Annotated in this window: 11 protein-coding genes and 3 pseudogenes; 8 read left to right on the plus strand and 6 right to left on the minus strand. The window is 59.7% G+C overall.

Annotated elements, in window-relative coordinates; genetic code table 11:
* The first annotated feature begins 244 nt into the window (after window positions 1–244).
* Entirely contained in the window at window positions 245–430 is a 186-nt protein-coding gene (locus C448_RS05365) for a hypothetical protein (RefSeq protein WP_004052436.1), read from the plus strand.
* Window positions 431–451: 21 nt separating this feature from the next.
* Here C448_RS05365 and C448_RS05370 read toward each other — a convergent pair whose 3' ends face one another.
* Window positions 452–1,516 (minus strand): glycoside hydrolase family 172 protein, encoded by a 1,065-nt coding sequence (locus C448_RS05370; protein WP_004052437.1) that lies wholly within the window; start codon window positions 1,514–1,516, stop codon window positions 452–454.
* Window positions 1,517–1,623: 107 nt separating this feature from the next.
* On the opposite strand from C448_RS05370, the gene C448_RS05375 reads away from it, so the two are divergent.
* Window positions 1,624–3,153, plus strand: a complete 1,530-nt coding sequence (locus C448_RS05375) for a sulfatase (RefSeq protein ID WP_049916080.1) — start codon at window positions 1,624–1,626, stop codon at window positions 3,151–3,153.
* A gap of 22 nt (window positions 3,154–3,175) precedes the next feature.
* Here C448_RS05375 and C448_RS05380 read toward each other — a convergent pair whose 3' ends face one another.
* Window positions 3,176–3,925, minus strand: a complete 750-nt coding sequence (locus C448_RS05380) for a sugar phosphate isomerase/epimerase family protein (RefSeq protein ID WP_004052439.1) — start codon at window positions 3,923–3,925, stop codon at window positions 3,176–3,178.
* A gap of 172 nt (window positions 3,926–4,097) precedes the next feature.
* Here C448_RS05380 and bglX point away from each other — a divergent pair, with 172 nt between their 5' ends.
* Window positions 4,098–6,317, plus strand: coding sequence for a beta-glucosidase BglX (gene bglX, locus C448_RS05385; protein ID WP_004052441.1), 2,220 nt, complete (start codon window positions 4,098–4,100; stop codon window positions 6,315–6,317).
* Window positions 6,318–6,396: 79 nt separating this feature from the next.
* Here the strand turns inward: bglX and C448_RS05390 are convergent, their stop codons facing one another.
* Window positions 6,397–7,923: a sulfatase family protein gene (locus C448_RS05390; protein WP_004052443.1), complete on the minus strand. Its 1,527-nt coding sequence runs from the start codon at window positions 7,921–7,923 to the stop codon at window positions 6,397–6,399.
* 469 nt (window positions 7,924–8,392) lie between these two features.
* Here C448_RS05390 and C448_RS05395 point away from each other — a divergent pair, with 469 nt between their 5' ends.
* Window positions 8,393–9,151 (plus strand): IclR family transcriptional regulator, encoded by a 759-nt coding sequence (locus C448_RS05395; RefSeq protein ID WP_004052445.1) that lies wholly within the window; start codon window positions 8,393–8,395, stop codon window positions 9,149–9,151.
* Between the two features lie 209 nt (window positions 9,152–9,360).
* On the opposite strand, the gene C448_RS05400 is transcribed toward C448_RS05395, so the two are convergent.
* The 3 genes from C448_RS05400 to C448_RS16675 form a co-directional block, all read right to left on the minus strand.
* Entirely contained in the window at window positions 9,361–9,717 is a 357-nt protein-coding gene (locus tag C448_RS05400) for a hypothetical protein (RefSeq protein ID WP_049916065.1), read from the minus strand.
* 210 nt (window positions 9,718–9,927) lie between these two features.
* Window positions 9,928–10,176 (minus strand): transposase, encoded by a 249-nt coding sequence (locus tag C448_RS16900; RefSeq protein WP_275039124.1) that lies wholly within the window; start codon window positions 10,174–10,176, stop codon window positions 9,928–9,930.
* A complete protein-coding gene (locus C448_RS16675; protein ID WP_004052450.1) occupies window positions 10,106–10,990 on the minus strand; it encodes an IS630 family transposase in 885 nt (294 codons plus the stop codon). Before C448_RS16675 ends, C448_RS16900 begins: the two co-directional genes overlap by 71 nt.
* A 312-nt stretch (window positions 10,991–11,302) precedes the next feature.
* Here C448_RS16675 and C448_RS05415 point away from each other — a divergent pair, with 312 nt between their 5' ends.
* The 4 genes and pseudogenes from C448_RS05415 to C448_RS05435 all read left to right on the plus strand — a co-directional run.
* Entirely contained in the window at window positions 11,303–12,301 is a 999-nt protein-coding gene (locus C448_RS05415) for an IS110 family RNA-guided transposase (RefSeq protein WP_004052452.1), read from the plus strand.
* A 234-nt stretch (window positions 12,302–12,535) separates the two neighbouring features.
* Window positions 12,536–12,835 (plus strand): annotated as a pseudogene (locus C448_RS05420) (IS5/IS1182 family transposase); the annotation flags it as partial.
* A 45-nt stretch (window positions 12,836–12,880) separates the two neighbouring features.
* Window positions 12,881–13,974: pseudogene (locus C448_RS15390) on the plus strand (IS630 family transposase).
* Between the two features lie 3 nt (window positions 13,975–13,977).
* Window positions 13,978–14,508, plus strand: a pseudogene (locus C448_RS05435) (transposase); the annotation flags it as partial.
* Between the last annotated feature and the right edge of the window lie 24 nt (window positions 14,509–14,532).

Below are 14,532 nucleotides of genomic sequence, written 5' to 3' on the forward strand. Positions count from 1 at the left end.
AGGAGTTTCCGCTAGATAAAATCTACGTCATGTGAACTCGGAACCCGTAGAATCTGATTTCCCTGCCGATGTTTCTTGGACAGGCTCCGTAGTAATATATATTTCGGTCGTTCACCGATAACCATGTTCATCGTCGTAGTAGAACGCGAAGGTGTGGGGTGCGGACGACGGGTCTGTCGGATGTTGCGACCCGTTGGCGTGATCGATAACTGTATGTGGGTTCGTTCGAAACCTGCCCGTTGGGATGGCAGGAATATCGTTACCGGTCCGAACGGATTGGCTCGTCATCGGTCTCTTGGGGATCATCATCGTCGTCTCGGCACTCGTCCTGTACGGCGAGACCCTGTTCGCGCTCGCGGTCTTCGTGTGTCTCGTGTTATTTCCGATCCTGACGATGGCGTTTCGTCGGGTTACGGGGACGCTTTTCTGAGTGGGACGGGAGAAATTGTTTTTAGCGCGGTCGGCGCGCGCGCCGGTCGGGGAGGTCCGGAAACATCGTGTGGGGTTCGCGTTGGTACCAGTAAGCCACCGACGAAACGTCGTCGGAGCGTTCGAACAGCCCATTTGAATCGTTGCCGATCGCCTGCACCGTCACGCGGAGGTCCTCGCGAAACCGGATCGGGTCGGGGACGTGCCAGCGATACAGTCCGTAGGAGGACGGACGGGCACCGTCGTCGTCGTAGAACGGGAATCCGAGATACGGCGTCGAGTAGGTCTCTTGGTCCGCGAGCGATTCGGCGCTCGTCGGCAGAAAACACCACGCCCCGCCGACGTAATCCTCGGTCCCCGTGCCACAGAGCGTTGGGTACTCCTCGTCGCCGTCGAGGTAGAACTTCATCTCGCCCTCGCCCCACCACTCGTCACCGAGGGCGGCCCACGCGAGGTAGGTCCCGACGTACTGGCCCTCGCCCTCGACGCCATCGAGTATGGTGTGATCCTCGCCCAATTTTGTTGGGTTCGTCCGTCGCCACTGGGCGTGAAAGGTCGCGGCGTCGTCGGCGACGGCCGTCTCGCTGTAGTCGATCTGATAAAAGCACATTACATCTTCGTCGTGTTCGGATTCGATGGTGAGCTTCGCCCCGTCACGGAATGGCATCGGGAAATAACAGTTGAACCCACCTTTGGGGGCGACCACGATCGGCACCGAATCCACGGTCGCGAACTCCCCGTGGCCGCTACAGAAGAAATCCCCGAGTGGCACCTCCACCGAGGGAGCGTCCTCGCCGTCCCAGTACGCGCACAATACGAGGTTTCGGAGGACGTGGTCGTCGGTCGCGCCGCCACCGGAGACCGTGAGCCAGATGTGGCGGATGACGCCGGAGCCGTCGATATCGGCGAGCGTCGTGGTTTCGCCGCGTTCGAGCGTGACGTTCGGGCGGCCCTTGCGGCCCGTACCGAGGTCGCTCGCCGCTCGTCCGCCGCCGCCGATAGTTCCATCCGGGTTCTCGGCCGTGATCGAGCGGCTTCGTTCGTCGCGCAGTTCGGTCAGTCCATCGAGTCCGAAGCTGTCCGGCATGGATGTAGCTCGCTCTCCGCGGGTGGGTAACTTAAATCCCGAGTTCGTGGCGCGCCCGAAGCCGAGTGACGAAAGAGCTATGACCGGATGCGGTGACGGAACGAGTCGTGAACGTTCTGTATATCGACTGTGACTCGCTGCGCGCCGACCATCTGGGGTGTTATGGCTACGATCGCGACACCTCGCCGACCATCGACGCGCTCGCCGAGCGTGGTCGCCGATTCGAGAACCACTACGCTTCCGACACGCCGTGTCTGCCCTCCCGAACCGCGCTGTTCACCGGCCGCTTCGGGTTTCATACGGGCGTGATGAACCACGGCGGTCTCAACGCCGACCCGCGGCCGATCGGCTCGCGGCGCGATTTCAGGGGCCTCGGCGATTTTCACACGTGGCCCGAGGCGATGGATCGCGCGGGCTACGACACCGCACTGATCTCGCCGTTTCCCTCGCGCCACGGTGCCTACCACGTTCTCGATGGCTTCAATGAATGGATCGATACGGGCGAGAACGGACGCGAAACCGCCGAGGAGGTCTCCGCGGCGGCCACCGCGTGGCTCGACGATACAGGGGGCGACGACTGGTATCTCCATCTCAACTTCTGGGATCCTCATACCCCGTATCGAACCCCGCTGTCGTACGGAAATCCATTTGCCGACGAGCCGGCCCCGGAATGGCTCACCGACGAGACGATCGCCGCCCACCGCGACCTCCCGGGCCCGTTCAGCGCCCGCGACCTGCACTTTTACTGGAGCGGCGTCGGTCCGGAGGAATCGCCGGCGGTCAAAGACCGAATGCCCGACGAGATCCGCGACCGAGAGGATTTCGGCCACCTCGTGGACGGCTATGATACTGGTATCCGCTACATGGACGACCACATCGGGGCGCTTCTGGACGTGCTCGACGAACGCGACGCTCTCGCGGAGACGCTGATCGTCGTGACCGCCGACCACGGCGAGAGCCTCGGGGAACGAAACGTCTACGCCGACCACGCTACCGCTGACGAACTCACGGTGAACCTTCCATTGATAATCGCCGGTCCGGGCGTCGAACCCGGCGTCGACACCGAACTCAGATACCATCTCGACCTCCCGCCGACGGTGGTGGAGTTCATCGGTGGCGAGCCGGGCCCCCGATGGGACGGGACCTCGTTCGCGGACGCGCTCACCGGGACGGACGCGACGGCCGGCGGCCGGACGCACGTCGTCACCTCGACCGCGGCGTGGGCGGTCGAGCGCACCGTTCGATGGGATAATTATCTCCTCGTGCGCACCTTCCACGATGCCTACAAGGACCTGCCGCCGACCCAGCTCTTCGACGTCGAATCCGATCCCCATCTCACGACCGACCTCGCCGAGGCGAAGCCCGGGGTCGTCGATCGGGGGATTCGCCACCTCGATACGTGGAAGAGCGAGCGCTTGATGGACACCGCCCGCGACCGAGCGGGTGGCAACCCGGACGCACCGCGATCCCCAGCCGACCCGCTCTGGGAGGTTCTCACTGGGGACGGGCCGTTTCATCCCGACGGTCTCGACGAGTACCTCGATCGCCTTCGCGCGACCGGACGGTCCGACCATGCCGAAACGCTCGAAGGCACGAAGGGGTTCGTCACGCAGAACTGGCCAGCGAACGACCGCTGACGGCGTTCGGACCGTCAGGCCGCTACTTCGACGAAGCCGGTTCGGTGAACTGTCGAAGTTTCGATGCACCGGTCACGACCGATTCGACCGGGTCGGCGGGGTCCTCGTGTTCGTAGACCAGCCAATCGACGCCGACGTCGATCGCGGTTTTCGCGGATCGTTCGACGTCGAGGTCACCGTTGCCGAGGTTGACGAACGTCTCGGCCTCGAAATCCATGTCTTTCAAGTGTACGGTAACGATTCGGTCGCCGAACTCGGTAAGCAGGGAGTAGAGATCGGCCCCCGCGACGCCGGCCCATCCGAGGTCGAGTTCGATACCGACCGACCGATCGAGCGATTCGAGCAGGCGCTCGAAGCCGGTACGGCCCTCGACCGACTCGAACTCGTGGCGATGCGTGTGATAGAGAAATCGGAGACCGCGGTCCGCGAAGGCCTCGCCGGCCGTCGAGAGCAGGCGTGCGGTCTCGCGTATCGTTTCGGGCGATCGGTAGTGGTCGGGGCCGAGGTAGCCGAGCACCACAGTCGAACAGTCGAGCCGTTCGCACGCCGCCACGACCCCCTCGATCGGGTCGTCGAGGTCCTCCGGACCGATCGAGAGGCCCGCCACGGACAGCCCGCTCTCGTCGAGGGCGGCGATCGTCTCGTCCGTGGGGGCCCCATCATAAACCATCTCGACACCGTCGACGCCGGTCTCGGCCGCAATCCGGATCTTCTTGGGTTCGGAGACCGCGAACCCATCGAGCGTGTATAGCTGTACCGCGGTGGCGACCATGCCCTGCCTACACTGGAACAGTAAATAGCACTTTTGATCATATACGAACACAATCACGAACGCACGGCCGGGTTCCCACGGAGGATCGACGGTTCGGCCGGGGCAGTCGTGGAACTCGAATCGTGCCGCAACCGAAACACGGATTGATGGCTACGAAAACGAACGGACGTACATGGGAGACGGACCTGCAAGCCGAGGCGACGGCCGACGCGAAGCCGACGGAACGACCGATCCTGTCGGGGCCATTGGATCTGACCGGTCGATCGAGGCCCTACTCAACGAACTGACCCTCTCGGAGAAGGTCGGTCAGTTGAATCAGTTGAACGGCACCGACGAAACCGGCCCATCGGTCGGCACGGTCGATCTCGACGCCGAGATCGCGGCGGGGCGAGTAGGATCGATGTTGAACACCGACGGAATGGCGGCCCGCGAGCGCTATCAGCGACTCGCCGTCGAGGAGTCACGCCTCGGGATCCCGCTCCTGTTCGGCTTCGACGTGGTGCATGGCTACGAGACGGTCTTCCCGACGCCGCTGGCGGAGGCCGCGAGTTGGGACCGCGAGACCGTTCGGGCGAACGCCGCCGCCGCGGCCGCCGAAACCGCCGCCGCCGGCATCACATGGACGTTCTCGCCACCCTGTGACGTCGCCCGCGACGCTCGGTGGGGCCGATCGATGGAATCGAGCGGCGAGGACCCGTACCTCGCCGCCGAACTCACGCACGAACGGGTCCGCGGCTATCAGGGAACGGACCTCGCGGCTCCCGACACGATGCTCGCGTGTGTGAAACACTTCGTCGGCTACGGCGACGTGCTCGCCGGCCGCGAGTACAACACCGTCGACGTCTCCGAGACCGCGCTCCGCGAGCGACACCTTCCGCCGTTCGAGGCCGCCGTCGAGGCCGGTGTCGGCTCGGTGATGACCGCGTTCACCGACTTCGAGCGCGTCCCGGTCGGGGCCCACAAGGGCCTGTTGCGCGACCTCCTCAAGGACGAGTGGGGCTTCGATGGCGTCGTCGTCTCGGATTGGAACTCGGTGCGCGAACTCCTTCCCCATGGCATCGCCGTCGACGAGCGCGAGGCCGCACGGGCGGCGCTCGAAGCCGGTACCGACGTCGACATGGTGGGCCACATCTACTCAAAGGAACTCGAAGAGCTCGTTGCGGAGGGCACCGTCGCGGAGTCGCTCCTCGATGACGCAGTGAGGCGCGTTCTCGAAACGAAACGCCGCCTCGGGCTGTTCGAGGACCCGTATCGCTACTTCGACGACGCCCGACGCGAGTCCGTCGTCGGGAGCGAGCGCCACCGCGAGGCCGCACGCGAGGGCGCGCGCGAGTCGATGGTGTTGCTCGAAAACGACGGCATGCTTCCACTAACAGACGCCGGCACCGTCGCCGTCGGCGGCGCGCTTGCAACGGAGGGCACCGACGTGCTCGGCGAGTGGCGCGCCCGCGGCGACGGCGACGACGCCGTACCGATCCTCGCGGGGATCGAGAACGCCGTCGATGCGGCCCGAATCGAGTTCGTGGAGGGGTACGACCGCTTCGGCGAGACTACTCCGGAAAAGCGCGACGAACTGGTCGAAACGGTGGCGGGGGCGGACGTGGCGGTGCTCGCCGTCGGCGAGCCGTGGGAACTCTCGGGCGAGTGTTCGAGTCGAACCGACATCTCGTTGCCCGGCGACCAGCGCGCGGTTCTCGAAGCCGCGCTCGAAACGGGAACGCCGGTCGTCACCGTCATATTAAGTGGCCGGCCGCTCGCGATCCCGTGGACCGCCGAGAACGTCCCCGCGGTGCTCGAAGCGTGGCATCCCGGAAGCGAGGGCGGCAACGCGGTCGCCGACGTGCTCTTCGGCGATCATTCACCATCGGGGAAACTCCCGATGAGCTTTCCGCGAACCGTCGGGCAGGTCCCGCTCCAGTACGACGAACTCCCGACGGGCCGACCCGAAGCGACTGCCGAGCCGGGCTGGTCGAGTTCCTACGTCGATTGCCCGAACGACCCGCTCTATGCGTTCGGCCACGGGCTGAGCTACACCGAGTTCGCATACGACGACCTCGCCATAGGGGCGCAAACGATCTCGCCAACCGATCACCTCGACATCGAGGCCACCGTCGAGAACATCGGCGAACGCGCCGGCAGGGAGGTCGTCCAGCTCTACGTCCGCGACGTGGTCGGCAGTCGGTCGCGACCCACGATCGAACTCGCGGGCTTCGAGAAGATTTCTCTCGAACCCGGCGAACGCCGGCGCGTGGCGTTCGAGTTGGGGCCGAAAACGCTCGCGACGTGGACCGCCGACGGCGAACGCCGCGTCGAATCTGGCGAGTTCGAGGTGTTCGTCGGTCGCGCGAGCGACGACCTCCGTCTCTCCAATGGATTCACCGTCGCCGAGTGAGTGAAAACGATCCTGATCACCTCTACCGGGTCCGAATCACGACGTGACCGAATTCGGAGGTCGGGGGTCGTACTGGAACTCACTCATGTTTCCAGACGTTCTCACCCGTGAGATACGCGTCGATATCCTGGGGAACAAACCCTTCGTGAATTTTCAGCTTCTTCGCGTGTCTTTCGTCGCCTGCCTCGCGGAGCCGGTGGATGAGGTCGTCGAAGTCGATATCGTTGCGCGGATGGAACGGCCCGCCCTCTTCGAGGACTTCCACGAGTGGATCGGTGAGCGCACGGGGAGCATCCGGATTTCCGCCGGCGGTGCCGGTCGCCGATTCGGCGAGTCGTGCACTCTGCCAGCCTTCAAGTAGCGCGATTCCTTCACGGGCAACATCGACGTTCTCGCGGGCGAGGTTCGTGGTTTCGTGCGGGTCCGCCGAGAGGTCGTAGAGTTCAACCGGTGCGAAATCCTTGAATCCGTCGTGATATGTGCGGACGAGGAGCCAGTCGTCCCACCGAACCCCACGCTGGCACGCCCACGCCCCCTGTGAGAACACGAGGAACTCCCGGTCTGAATCCGGGTCCGTCACGCCGTTCAATGCATCGACAAACGACCGACCATCCCAGTGATCGGGAATTTCCCCGCCGACGTACTCAGTAACCGTCGGTGGCAGGTCGAGCTGATAACGAAGTGAATCGTCGACACCCGGCTCGATTTCGGGGCCACTCATAATGAGTGGCACGCGCGAAGTGACGGCGTCGGCGGTCTGATGGTCGCCGTAGACGTTGAGCTCGCCGAGGTTCTCGCCGTGATCGCCCGAAACAATGAACAGCGTCTCATCGCGCACGCCGGCGTCCTCCAACTGTTCGACAATCCGTCCGATGTAATCATCCATGTAGCGGATCCCGGTATCGTAGCCATCGGCCCATTGCTTGAAATCTTCGCGCGTGGTGAGTTCCTCGGGGGTGCGTTCGAGGTCGTCGTCACCCGTCTCGCGCGCGCTCATCGTGCCGTAACTCTCGCGCTGGTCGGCGATCATCTCATCGGTGAGCCACTCGGGGGCGGACTCGTCGGCGAAGGGGTCGCCGTACTCCGAAGGGGTATCATAGGGAGTGTGTGGATCCCAGAAGTTGACGTGGAGATACCAGTCGTCACTTTCGGCGTTGGCTTCAAGCCACTCCTCGGCATAGGGATAAACGTGGTCGGCCCGATAACCGTGGGTGTCATGCCACTCGTCGAAGCCATCAACGACGTGCCACGCACCGTGGCGTTGAGGGAAGAGGCTGACCAGCGCGGTGTGGAGCCCAGCGTGACGCAGACTCGACATCCACGTCTGATAGCCATCAAAAGCGGTGTTGAACCCACGGGCCGTGCCACGCGGGCGAACGGTGGCGTTGAGGCCGCCGTGATTGACGACGCCTGTGTGAACCCCGAACCGGCCAGTGAACAGCGCGGTTCGCGACGGTAGACACGGCACGTCCGAGGCGTGAACGTTCGTAAACCGACGTCCCCGCTCGGCGATGGTGTCGATGGTCGGCGAGGTGTCGCGGTCGTAGCCGTAACACCCGAGATGGTCGGGGCGGAGCGAATCACAGTCGATGTAGATGATGCGCATACGAACTCCGATCTCGGGGGACCATACTAATCCTTATCGATCCGCCGAACACCGCCAGCACAATCAACGGTGGGCGTCGTTCACGAGTCATCGTCCGATACAAGCCGGATTCGCGTCATGAAGTTCGGATCGAAGTCATACTACGACCCTGATGATCCGGCATTGGTTGGAAACCGATTTTATCCTATTCCGTCTTGTCGGATAGCATCAACTGAATTCCGACAACATCGAACGATCTGAGGCCGCATATTGTATCCCAACGGATACCCGAGAAGAACGTCATGTACTGAATACTCAAAATTCCATTCGATAAGTTTAGTCACATATATAATCGTTTAAAAATCGGCCGAAAACAGTTGGTAATGAATTATCGGGCACAATTGCTGAGTAAAATGACTTGCCGGTTTTTGAATTTGTCTATTCAGCATCGTCGGAAAATACTTTATCCGGAGGCCCGAACCCAGTGACCATGCCCGACAAAGACGGAATCAAGGCGGTTCGCACAACGTTTCGTATCATAGAGGAGCTGCGTTGTACCGAAAGGAAAATGGGTGTTTCGGCACTTGCGGACGCTCTCGATCTTCCGGTGAGCACGGTTCACAGCCATCTTAGCACCCTCGTCGAAGCCGAATATCTCGTTCAGTGTGACGGTACGTACGACCTCGGCTATCGATTCCTCGAAGTCGGAGGCCATCGACGCCACCGAACCCGGCTTTTCGAGTACGCGAAACCCAAGGTGGACCAACTCGCCACAGAATTCGGTGACGAGGTGAGCCTCTGTGTCGCCGACCGTGACCTTGGGGCCCATATCTACATCTCGCGAGGCGAGGAGGCGATCAGGACGGATACGTTCACTGGTATTCGGCTCCCGTTGTACGCGACCGCCACTGGTAAGGCAATTCTCGCGCAGCTATCTCCAGAACACCTCGAAGCGATTCTCGGCGAGATTGAACTCATTTCCTTGGGTCCGAATACGATCACGTCGGAAGACGATCTCCACAATGATTTGGATCGAATCAGGCATGATGGAACTGCCTACGACCGTCAGGAACGGCTTGAGGGAATCCATGGTGTCGCAGCACCGATACCACGTCCAGAGGGACCGAGTGCGGCGATCGGAGTTACCGGCCCAATCAGTCGAATGATGGGTGAGCGCTTCGAGCGAGACATCCCCGAGCGAATCAGGAATATTGCCGAAACGATCCGTATCAAACTGCGATACTCGTAAACCGTTCGGTCGATCGTCGGAATAATACACTCTATGGAGTTGGGTAGTTATCAATGAAGCGGGAGGATGATCGGTATAGTGTAATATGAAAAACAATAGCTCGGGTAGACGCAATTCGTTTCGCGGGCGAGGCTTCCTACTGGAGCAAACCGTATTCATCAACAGAGAATTCAAATCCACTGTCAGCACCATGATCGATTACACTCGTCCTATCGGCTGTCAAGCGCGCCTTTTGCATCCCATATCGCGGTCATTCGATTAGCGAAAGCCACGGTACGGAGTGGGTAGCCCTCCTTGTTGGTCGTACTGACACTGATATCGACGAGCTCCGTGACAAACTCGCCGGAAAAGTCCATGTTGAGGAGGGTTTCACGAACGTCGAAGGTGAACCGACCGCCAGAGTCCGTGTCAAGCCAGTCCTGTGTCCGTTGGCGCTCGTCGTATTCTATTGTGTAAGTCTCACCGACGAGGGCACAAATGTCTTCCATTGTCCCGACTTCAAGCGGGCCGTCGTCGGTTCCAATGTAGAACACCCCATTTCGAATCGTCGTGTCATATCGTTTCATGAAGGAATGTCTGACGGCGGGGAGTTAAAACATCCGTTGCATCATGACCCTGCCCCATTGATCCGCCTCACCCGGCTTGCCTATCGCATGTACTGGCCAGCTGAGAATAACAATATTAACGTTGTTATGGCCATTCTCTCGCGCCGACTTTCAAAGTCGGGTTCGGGTATCTGTGCATATTGATAGGGTCGTCCATAAGTAATTGCCATACTATGGGCAAAAATAGTTCCAGATATTTGGTTCTTCAACCGTTGGCAGACCCCGCTGCATCTGCTGCTTCAGCGTCGGGAGATCGGGCACGAGCCGGTGTTTGAACCATTCTTGGAGACGATCCCAGCATCCCCCCACAGGATTGAGTTCCGGTAGTTTCGGTGGAAAGTACCAGACCTCAAGATCCTCTCCGCGCACGCACGCGACCGAACTGTCTCCGACAGTCTCGGTCGCTCGCTCGCCACTCACATACTCCCAGAGATCTCGTGTGTAGAAGTAGCTGGCACGATCCAGAAAACACTACCAGCTCCTCACCAAACTCTTTCTGGAGTGCTTTGAGTAGCCAGAGTCCATGCTGTGTCTTCAGAGAATCCTCCGTCCAGCAGTAGAAACTGTCACCGTCGTCGGTGACAGCGCCGAGCGCTGTCACCTTATCCCACGAGTTTGTCATCTCTATCGTCGGATCTGACCCGATCGGGTACCAACCGAGCCGCTGGACGGTGCCAACACGCTTGGTGAACTGATCGACCACGACAACGATCTTCTCGCTCAGCTCGGGCCGTTTTTTTTTTTGAACTGTCCGCTGGAACTCTTGTTTCTGCTCTAGATCGGCTTCGTGATGGCGCGGCCGCGCTGTCCGGTAGGACAGCCCGGCCTTGCAGAGAAGTTTGCGTGCATGTCCACCACTGTACTCGACGCCGTATGCCTTTTTGACATGGTGGAGCAGCAGCTTCGTCGACCACGCCTGCTGCTCGTACCCGAGCTCAGTCGGCGAATCTTGGAGGTGTTCGAACAGTTGGTCGCGTTGTTCGTCTTCGAGTTTCGAGGGTCGGCCTGGTCGCTGTTCGTCGTAGGGTGCCTGCTCGATCGGTTCTTCGGTGAACCAATCGAGCCAGTTCCGGATGGTTTTTTCGACGACACCGTGGCGTTCGGCAAGTCGCGGTAGTGTATCACCCTGCTTTCGACCAATCTCCGCGAGAACGCGTTCTCGCGGCTTCTCTCCGTCCGTTTGCTCTCGGACTTCGTGGAGTTCCTCCAACGTAATATCGCCCAAGCGACCCATTACGCCACATTCAGTCTAATCCGGTGAATATCTTCGCACACCCCTAGGGGCACGAATGATGGTTTGGCACGGCTAGATTGTGCTCTGTTGACTCGATGGGAAAACCTGCTACCCTAGCCAGGTGAAGGCAAAGCATGGGGCACAAGAGACCGAGCCCTATTCAGCGTCCAAGAACGCGCGCTGTTGACTGGTCCAGGTGCGAAGGAAGCCGAGAGTGGGGCGTTACAGCCCGGCTGCCGCCGCAGGCGACAGCCGGGAAAGCCCGAATACGTGAATCTCATCTAACGCATCGGTGCCCCGGAGTGAGAACACATGTTCTTAGGAATCGACATCCACAAACGGGAGGCTCAAGTGGCCGTCCGTAACGACGACGGAGACGTGATCGAGCAGGTCCGTGTCGAAAACACGGACCTCGATGAAATTGGCCAGCAATACGCTGGCGGCGAAGCCTTACTGGAAGCTACCACGAACTATTTCTACATCTATGATATGCTGTCTGAGTATCTGGACGTGGTCGTTGGACATCCACCGAAGTTGAAAGCGATCGCTCGAACCGACAAGAAAACCGACAAGGTCGATGCCGAGGAACTGTCTCGGCTGCTCTGGTTGGGTTCAGTTCCTGAAAGCTATGTCCCTACCGACGAGATCAGGGAGTGCCGCGCACTCGTGCGCGGCCGGATCAGTCTGTTAGAGGACCGGACAAGCTTCGCGAACAAGATTCACTCGTTGCTGCTGGATAACGGCATCACCCGTCGGGTGAAGCCGTTGAGCGTGAAGGGTCAAGCGTTTCTTGAGAAACTGTCGCTGCCACCTCCGTGGGATGAGTTGCTGTCATCGTACCTGGCGGTGATCGAGACGTTGACCGCAGAGATTGAGCAGTTAGACGACCGCATTGAGGAGCGGGCGAAAGGACTCAGAGAGACGCAACTGCTCATGACGATTCCAGGGATCGCTCACTACTCAGCGTTAGTGATCTACGCGGAGATCGGCGAAATTGGTCGGTTTGACAGAGCCAAGGAGGTAGTGAGGTACGTGGGATTGAACCCGGTGATCCGCGAGTCCGGGGACTCGCGGTTCGAAGGAGGCATCTCAAAGAAAGGCCCAGGGAAGGTCCGGTGGCTGCTGGTTCAAGCAGTCCACTCGGCGGTGCATACGGTCGAAGACGAGTACTTGAGTCGGTTCTATCACCGGATCGAGCGCCGGAAGAACAAGCAGAAGGCAGCGGTGGCGACCGCTCGGAAGTTGCTGGTGTCGATCTACCATATGCTCGATTGCGACGAAGTGTACGATCCACCCGGCGTATCAGCCTAAGCGGCTGATTGGCCCGGTTGGTGGCGGTTTGAGCCACAGCTACCGCACGAAGATGTCTTCCGCCTGCCGGTGGTGAAGAGAGAAATTGGTCCGCCGACAGTCGGTTTCTGTGATGAGCGAAAGAATCAAGCTCCCTGGTTGGTTCTGTTCAGGTAGCAGGTTTTCCCATACGTGAATAGGGGTGCGGCGGGATAGACCGTCACATCGGTAAGGACGAAGCCGAGGAAGACCGATATGGCTGAAGTGGACCTCCTCGATTTCATCAGGAACTGTAAGCGGCTAGCCAAACAAGCGTTAGGGACCGACGCGGGCAAGCCCATCTTCGGCGGGCTTGCCCGCGGGAAGCACCTCGTTATCCACGGTTATCGGCTCGAAGACGACCACAGCTACCGCGAAACGGAAAATCGTCTCCGCTGTTTCAGCGAACTCCGCGAAATTCTTGAACTTGACCTCAGCGATGTCCCGGACTTCTCCACGATCTACAAATCGTTCGATCGATTCAATATGACGATCTGGCGGGCGTTGCTCCGCGTCTAATGCTCCCGGAAACTTTTGAAAGTGGAGCGTGATGTGTGGGTAATGGGGAATTCGCGTCGGACGGAAATCAAACGACACCTTCCAGAAGCGGAGATCGATGAACTACTTCGGGAAGCCGAAGACGACCACCGCCTTCGACGAATCGGCTTCGTCAAAAATCTCTACCGAGGCGATACTATTCCAGAGGCTGCTGACCGAGTAGGACGGTCACCAGCGACGGGAGGCCGGTGGGCAAAAGCTTGGAACGAAGGCGGATTCGACGAATTCATGCCGAGTTTCGGAGGCGGCAGGCCCCCGAAACTCGACGAAGATGAACGAGACGAGCTCATCGAGCTACTTCGTGACGGTCAGCCTTGGAAATCACAGGAGATTCAGCATCTTCTCGCCGAAGAATTCGATGTCGAGTACCATCCGAACTATCTCGGTACATTCCTGCGGAAGCTCGGTCTTTCGTATGCGAAGCCGCGGCCAAAGCGTCCACATCGACCGAAAAATCCAGACGAAATTCTCGAAGAGCGCGTCGATGACGCGCTTGACGAGGGCGAGCAGCCACACAACAAACGCGCGGGCGAGGGTGGAGAAGGCTGGGTCGTCGACAAGGATATTTGCACCGATGGCGTACCGTCGTTGGGTTCTTTGACGCTTCACAACCACAGCCGTACGATAATTCGCGGCGTGTCTGGTACGTCGACGATCCACATGTCGAACGACCATTGGTCAAGACCGACGATTCTGCGGTGGGGTTCTACGCGCTCAACGGTAAGAGTCTCGTGAAATTCACCGAAGACGAGACGAAAGAACGGATCTGCGAGGTATTGGAGACGATCCGCGAGCAGAATCCCGGCAAGCGGATTCTGCTCGTCTTGGACAAGCACGGTTCGCATATCTGTGAGTACACGCGTAAGCGCGCTCATCAGCTTGGAATTGATTTCATCTTCCTTCCGTCTGGATCACCACATCTCAACCCGATTGAGAAAGTCTGGGATCAACTCAGGTGGACGATGTGCCCAATCATCGTCGAAAATGAGAGCGAATTCAAGGATCTCGTGCAGGACGTGTTCGAGCAAATAACGCGCCGAGTCAGCTACGTAAAAAGCTGGTGTGAGATGTTCCTTGACTTTCAAAACTTGTCTTAGTCGTTATCAGCGGAGCAACTCCCGCAGTCCGGTCACGTTGCTCTCGACAGTACCTTCTTCGAACGTGGTCACACCTCGTCGTACTACCTTCAGCGAGCTGACCGAGACGTACAGACGCTGAAAGTCACAACTCTCACCGATACGGAATCGCTTGCTGTGCTGGATCTACAGTGTTCGGTCGAGTGGAAGCACGATACGAAGCTCGGACTGCAGGTCGTTCGGCGGAACGCCGACGACCTGCTCTCAGTCGCCGCCGACAAGGAATTTCACGACTGGATGGGCAAGTTCGAGTTCTACACGCTTGACGTCGATCCACTTGTTCTCGAACGTGGATCTTCGCTGGAGACAGTCGGCCATAATGCGTTGATTCGAGAGGCTGGATACTCTCAGCGGTGGATGTCCGAAACATCGTATTCGACAACGAAGCGCTCGCTCGGCTCCGCCGTGCGAGCGCAGTTCTGGTATCGTGAGTTCCGCAAGATCATTCTGATGTTCGCTATCTCGAACATCGAACAACTCTGTGAGAAGCTGTGATCACCGTGCTGTCCCCCTATTCAA

This window comes from Halococcus morrhuae DSM 1307 (genome assembly GCF_000336695.1).
Taxonomy (GTDB): domain Archaea; phylum Halobacteriota; class Halobacteria; order Halobacteriales; family Halococcaceae; genus Halococcus; species Halococcus morrhuae.

Coding starts and splice junctions, on each gene's coding strand:
- C448_RS05365 (WP_004052436.1), top strand. CDS start 245: ATGGCAGGAATATCGTTACCGGTCCGAACGGATTGGCTCGTCATCGGT.
- C448_RS05370 (WP_004052437.1), bottom strand. CDS start 1,516: ATGCCGGACAGCTTCGGACTCGATGGACTGACCGAACTGCGCGACGAA.
- C448_RS05380 (WP_004052439.1), bottom strand. CDS start 3,925: ATGGTCGCCACCGCGGTACAGCTATACACGCTCGATGGGTTCGCGGTC.
- bglX (WP_004052441.1), top strand. CDS start 4,098: ATGGGAGACGGACCTGCAAGCCGAGGCGACGGCCGACGCGAAGCCGAC.
- C448_RS05390 (WP_004052443.1), bottom strand. CDS start 7,923: ATGCGCATCATCTACATCGACTGTGATTCGCTCCGCCCCGACCATCTC.
- C448_RS05395 (WP_004052445.1), top strand. CDS start 8,393: ATGCCCGACAAAGACGGAATCAAGGCGGTTCGCACAACGTTTCGTATC.
- C448_RS05400 (WP_049916065.1), bottom strand. CDS start 9,717: ATGAAACGATATGACACGACGATTCGAAATGGGGTGTTCTACATTGGA.
- C448_RS16675 (WP_004052450.1), bottom strand. CDS start 10,990: ATGGGTCGCTTGGGCGATATTACGTTGGAGGAACTCCACGAAGTCCGA.
- C448_RS05415 (WP_004052452.1), top strand. CDS start 11,303: ATGTTCTTAGGAATCGACATCCACAAACGGGAGGCTCAAGTGGCCGTC.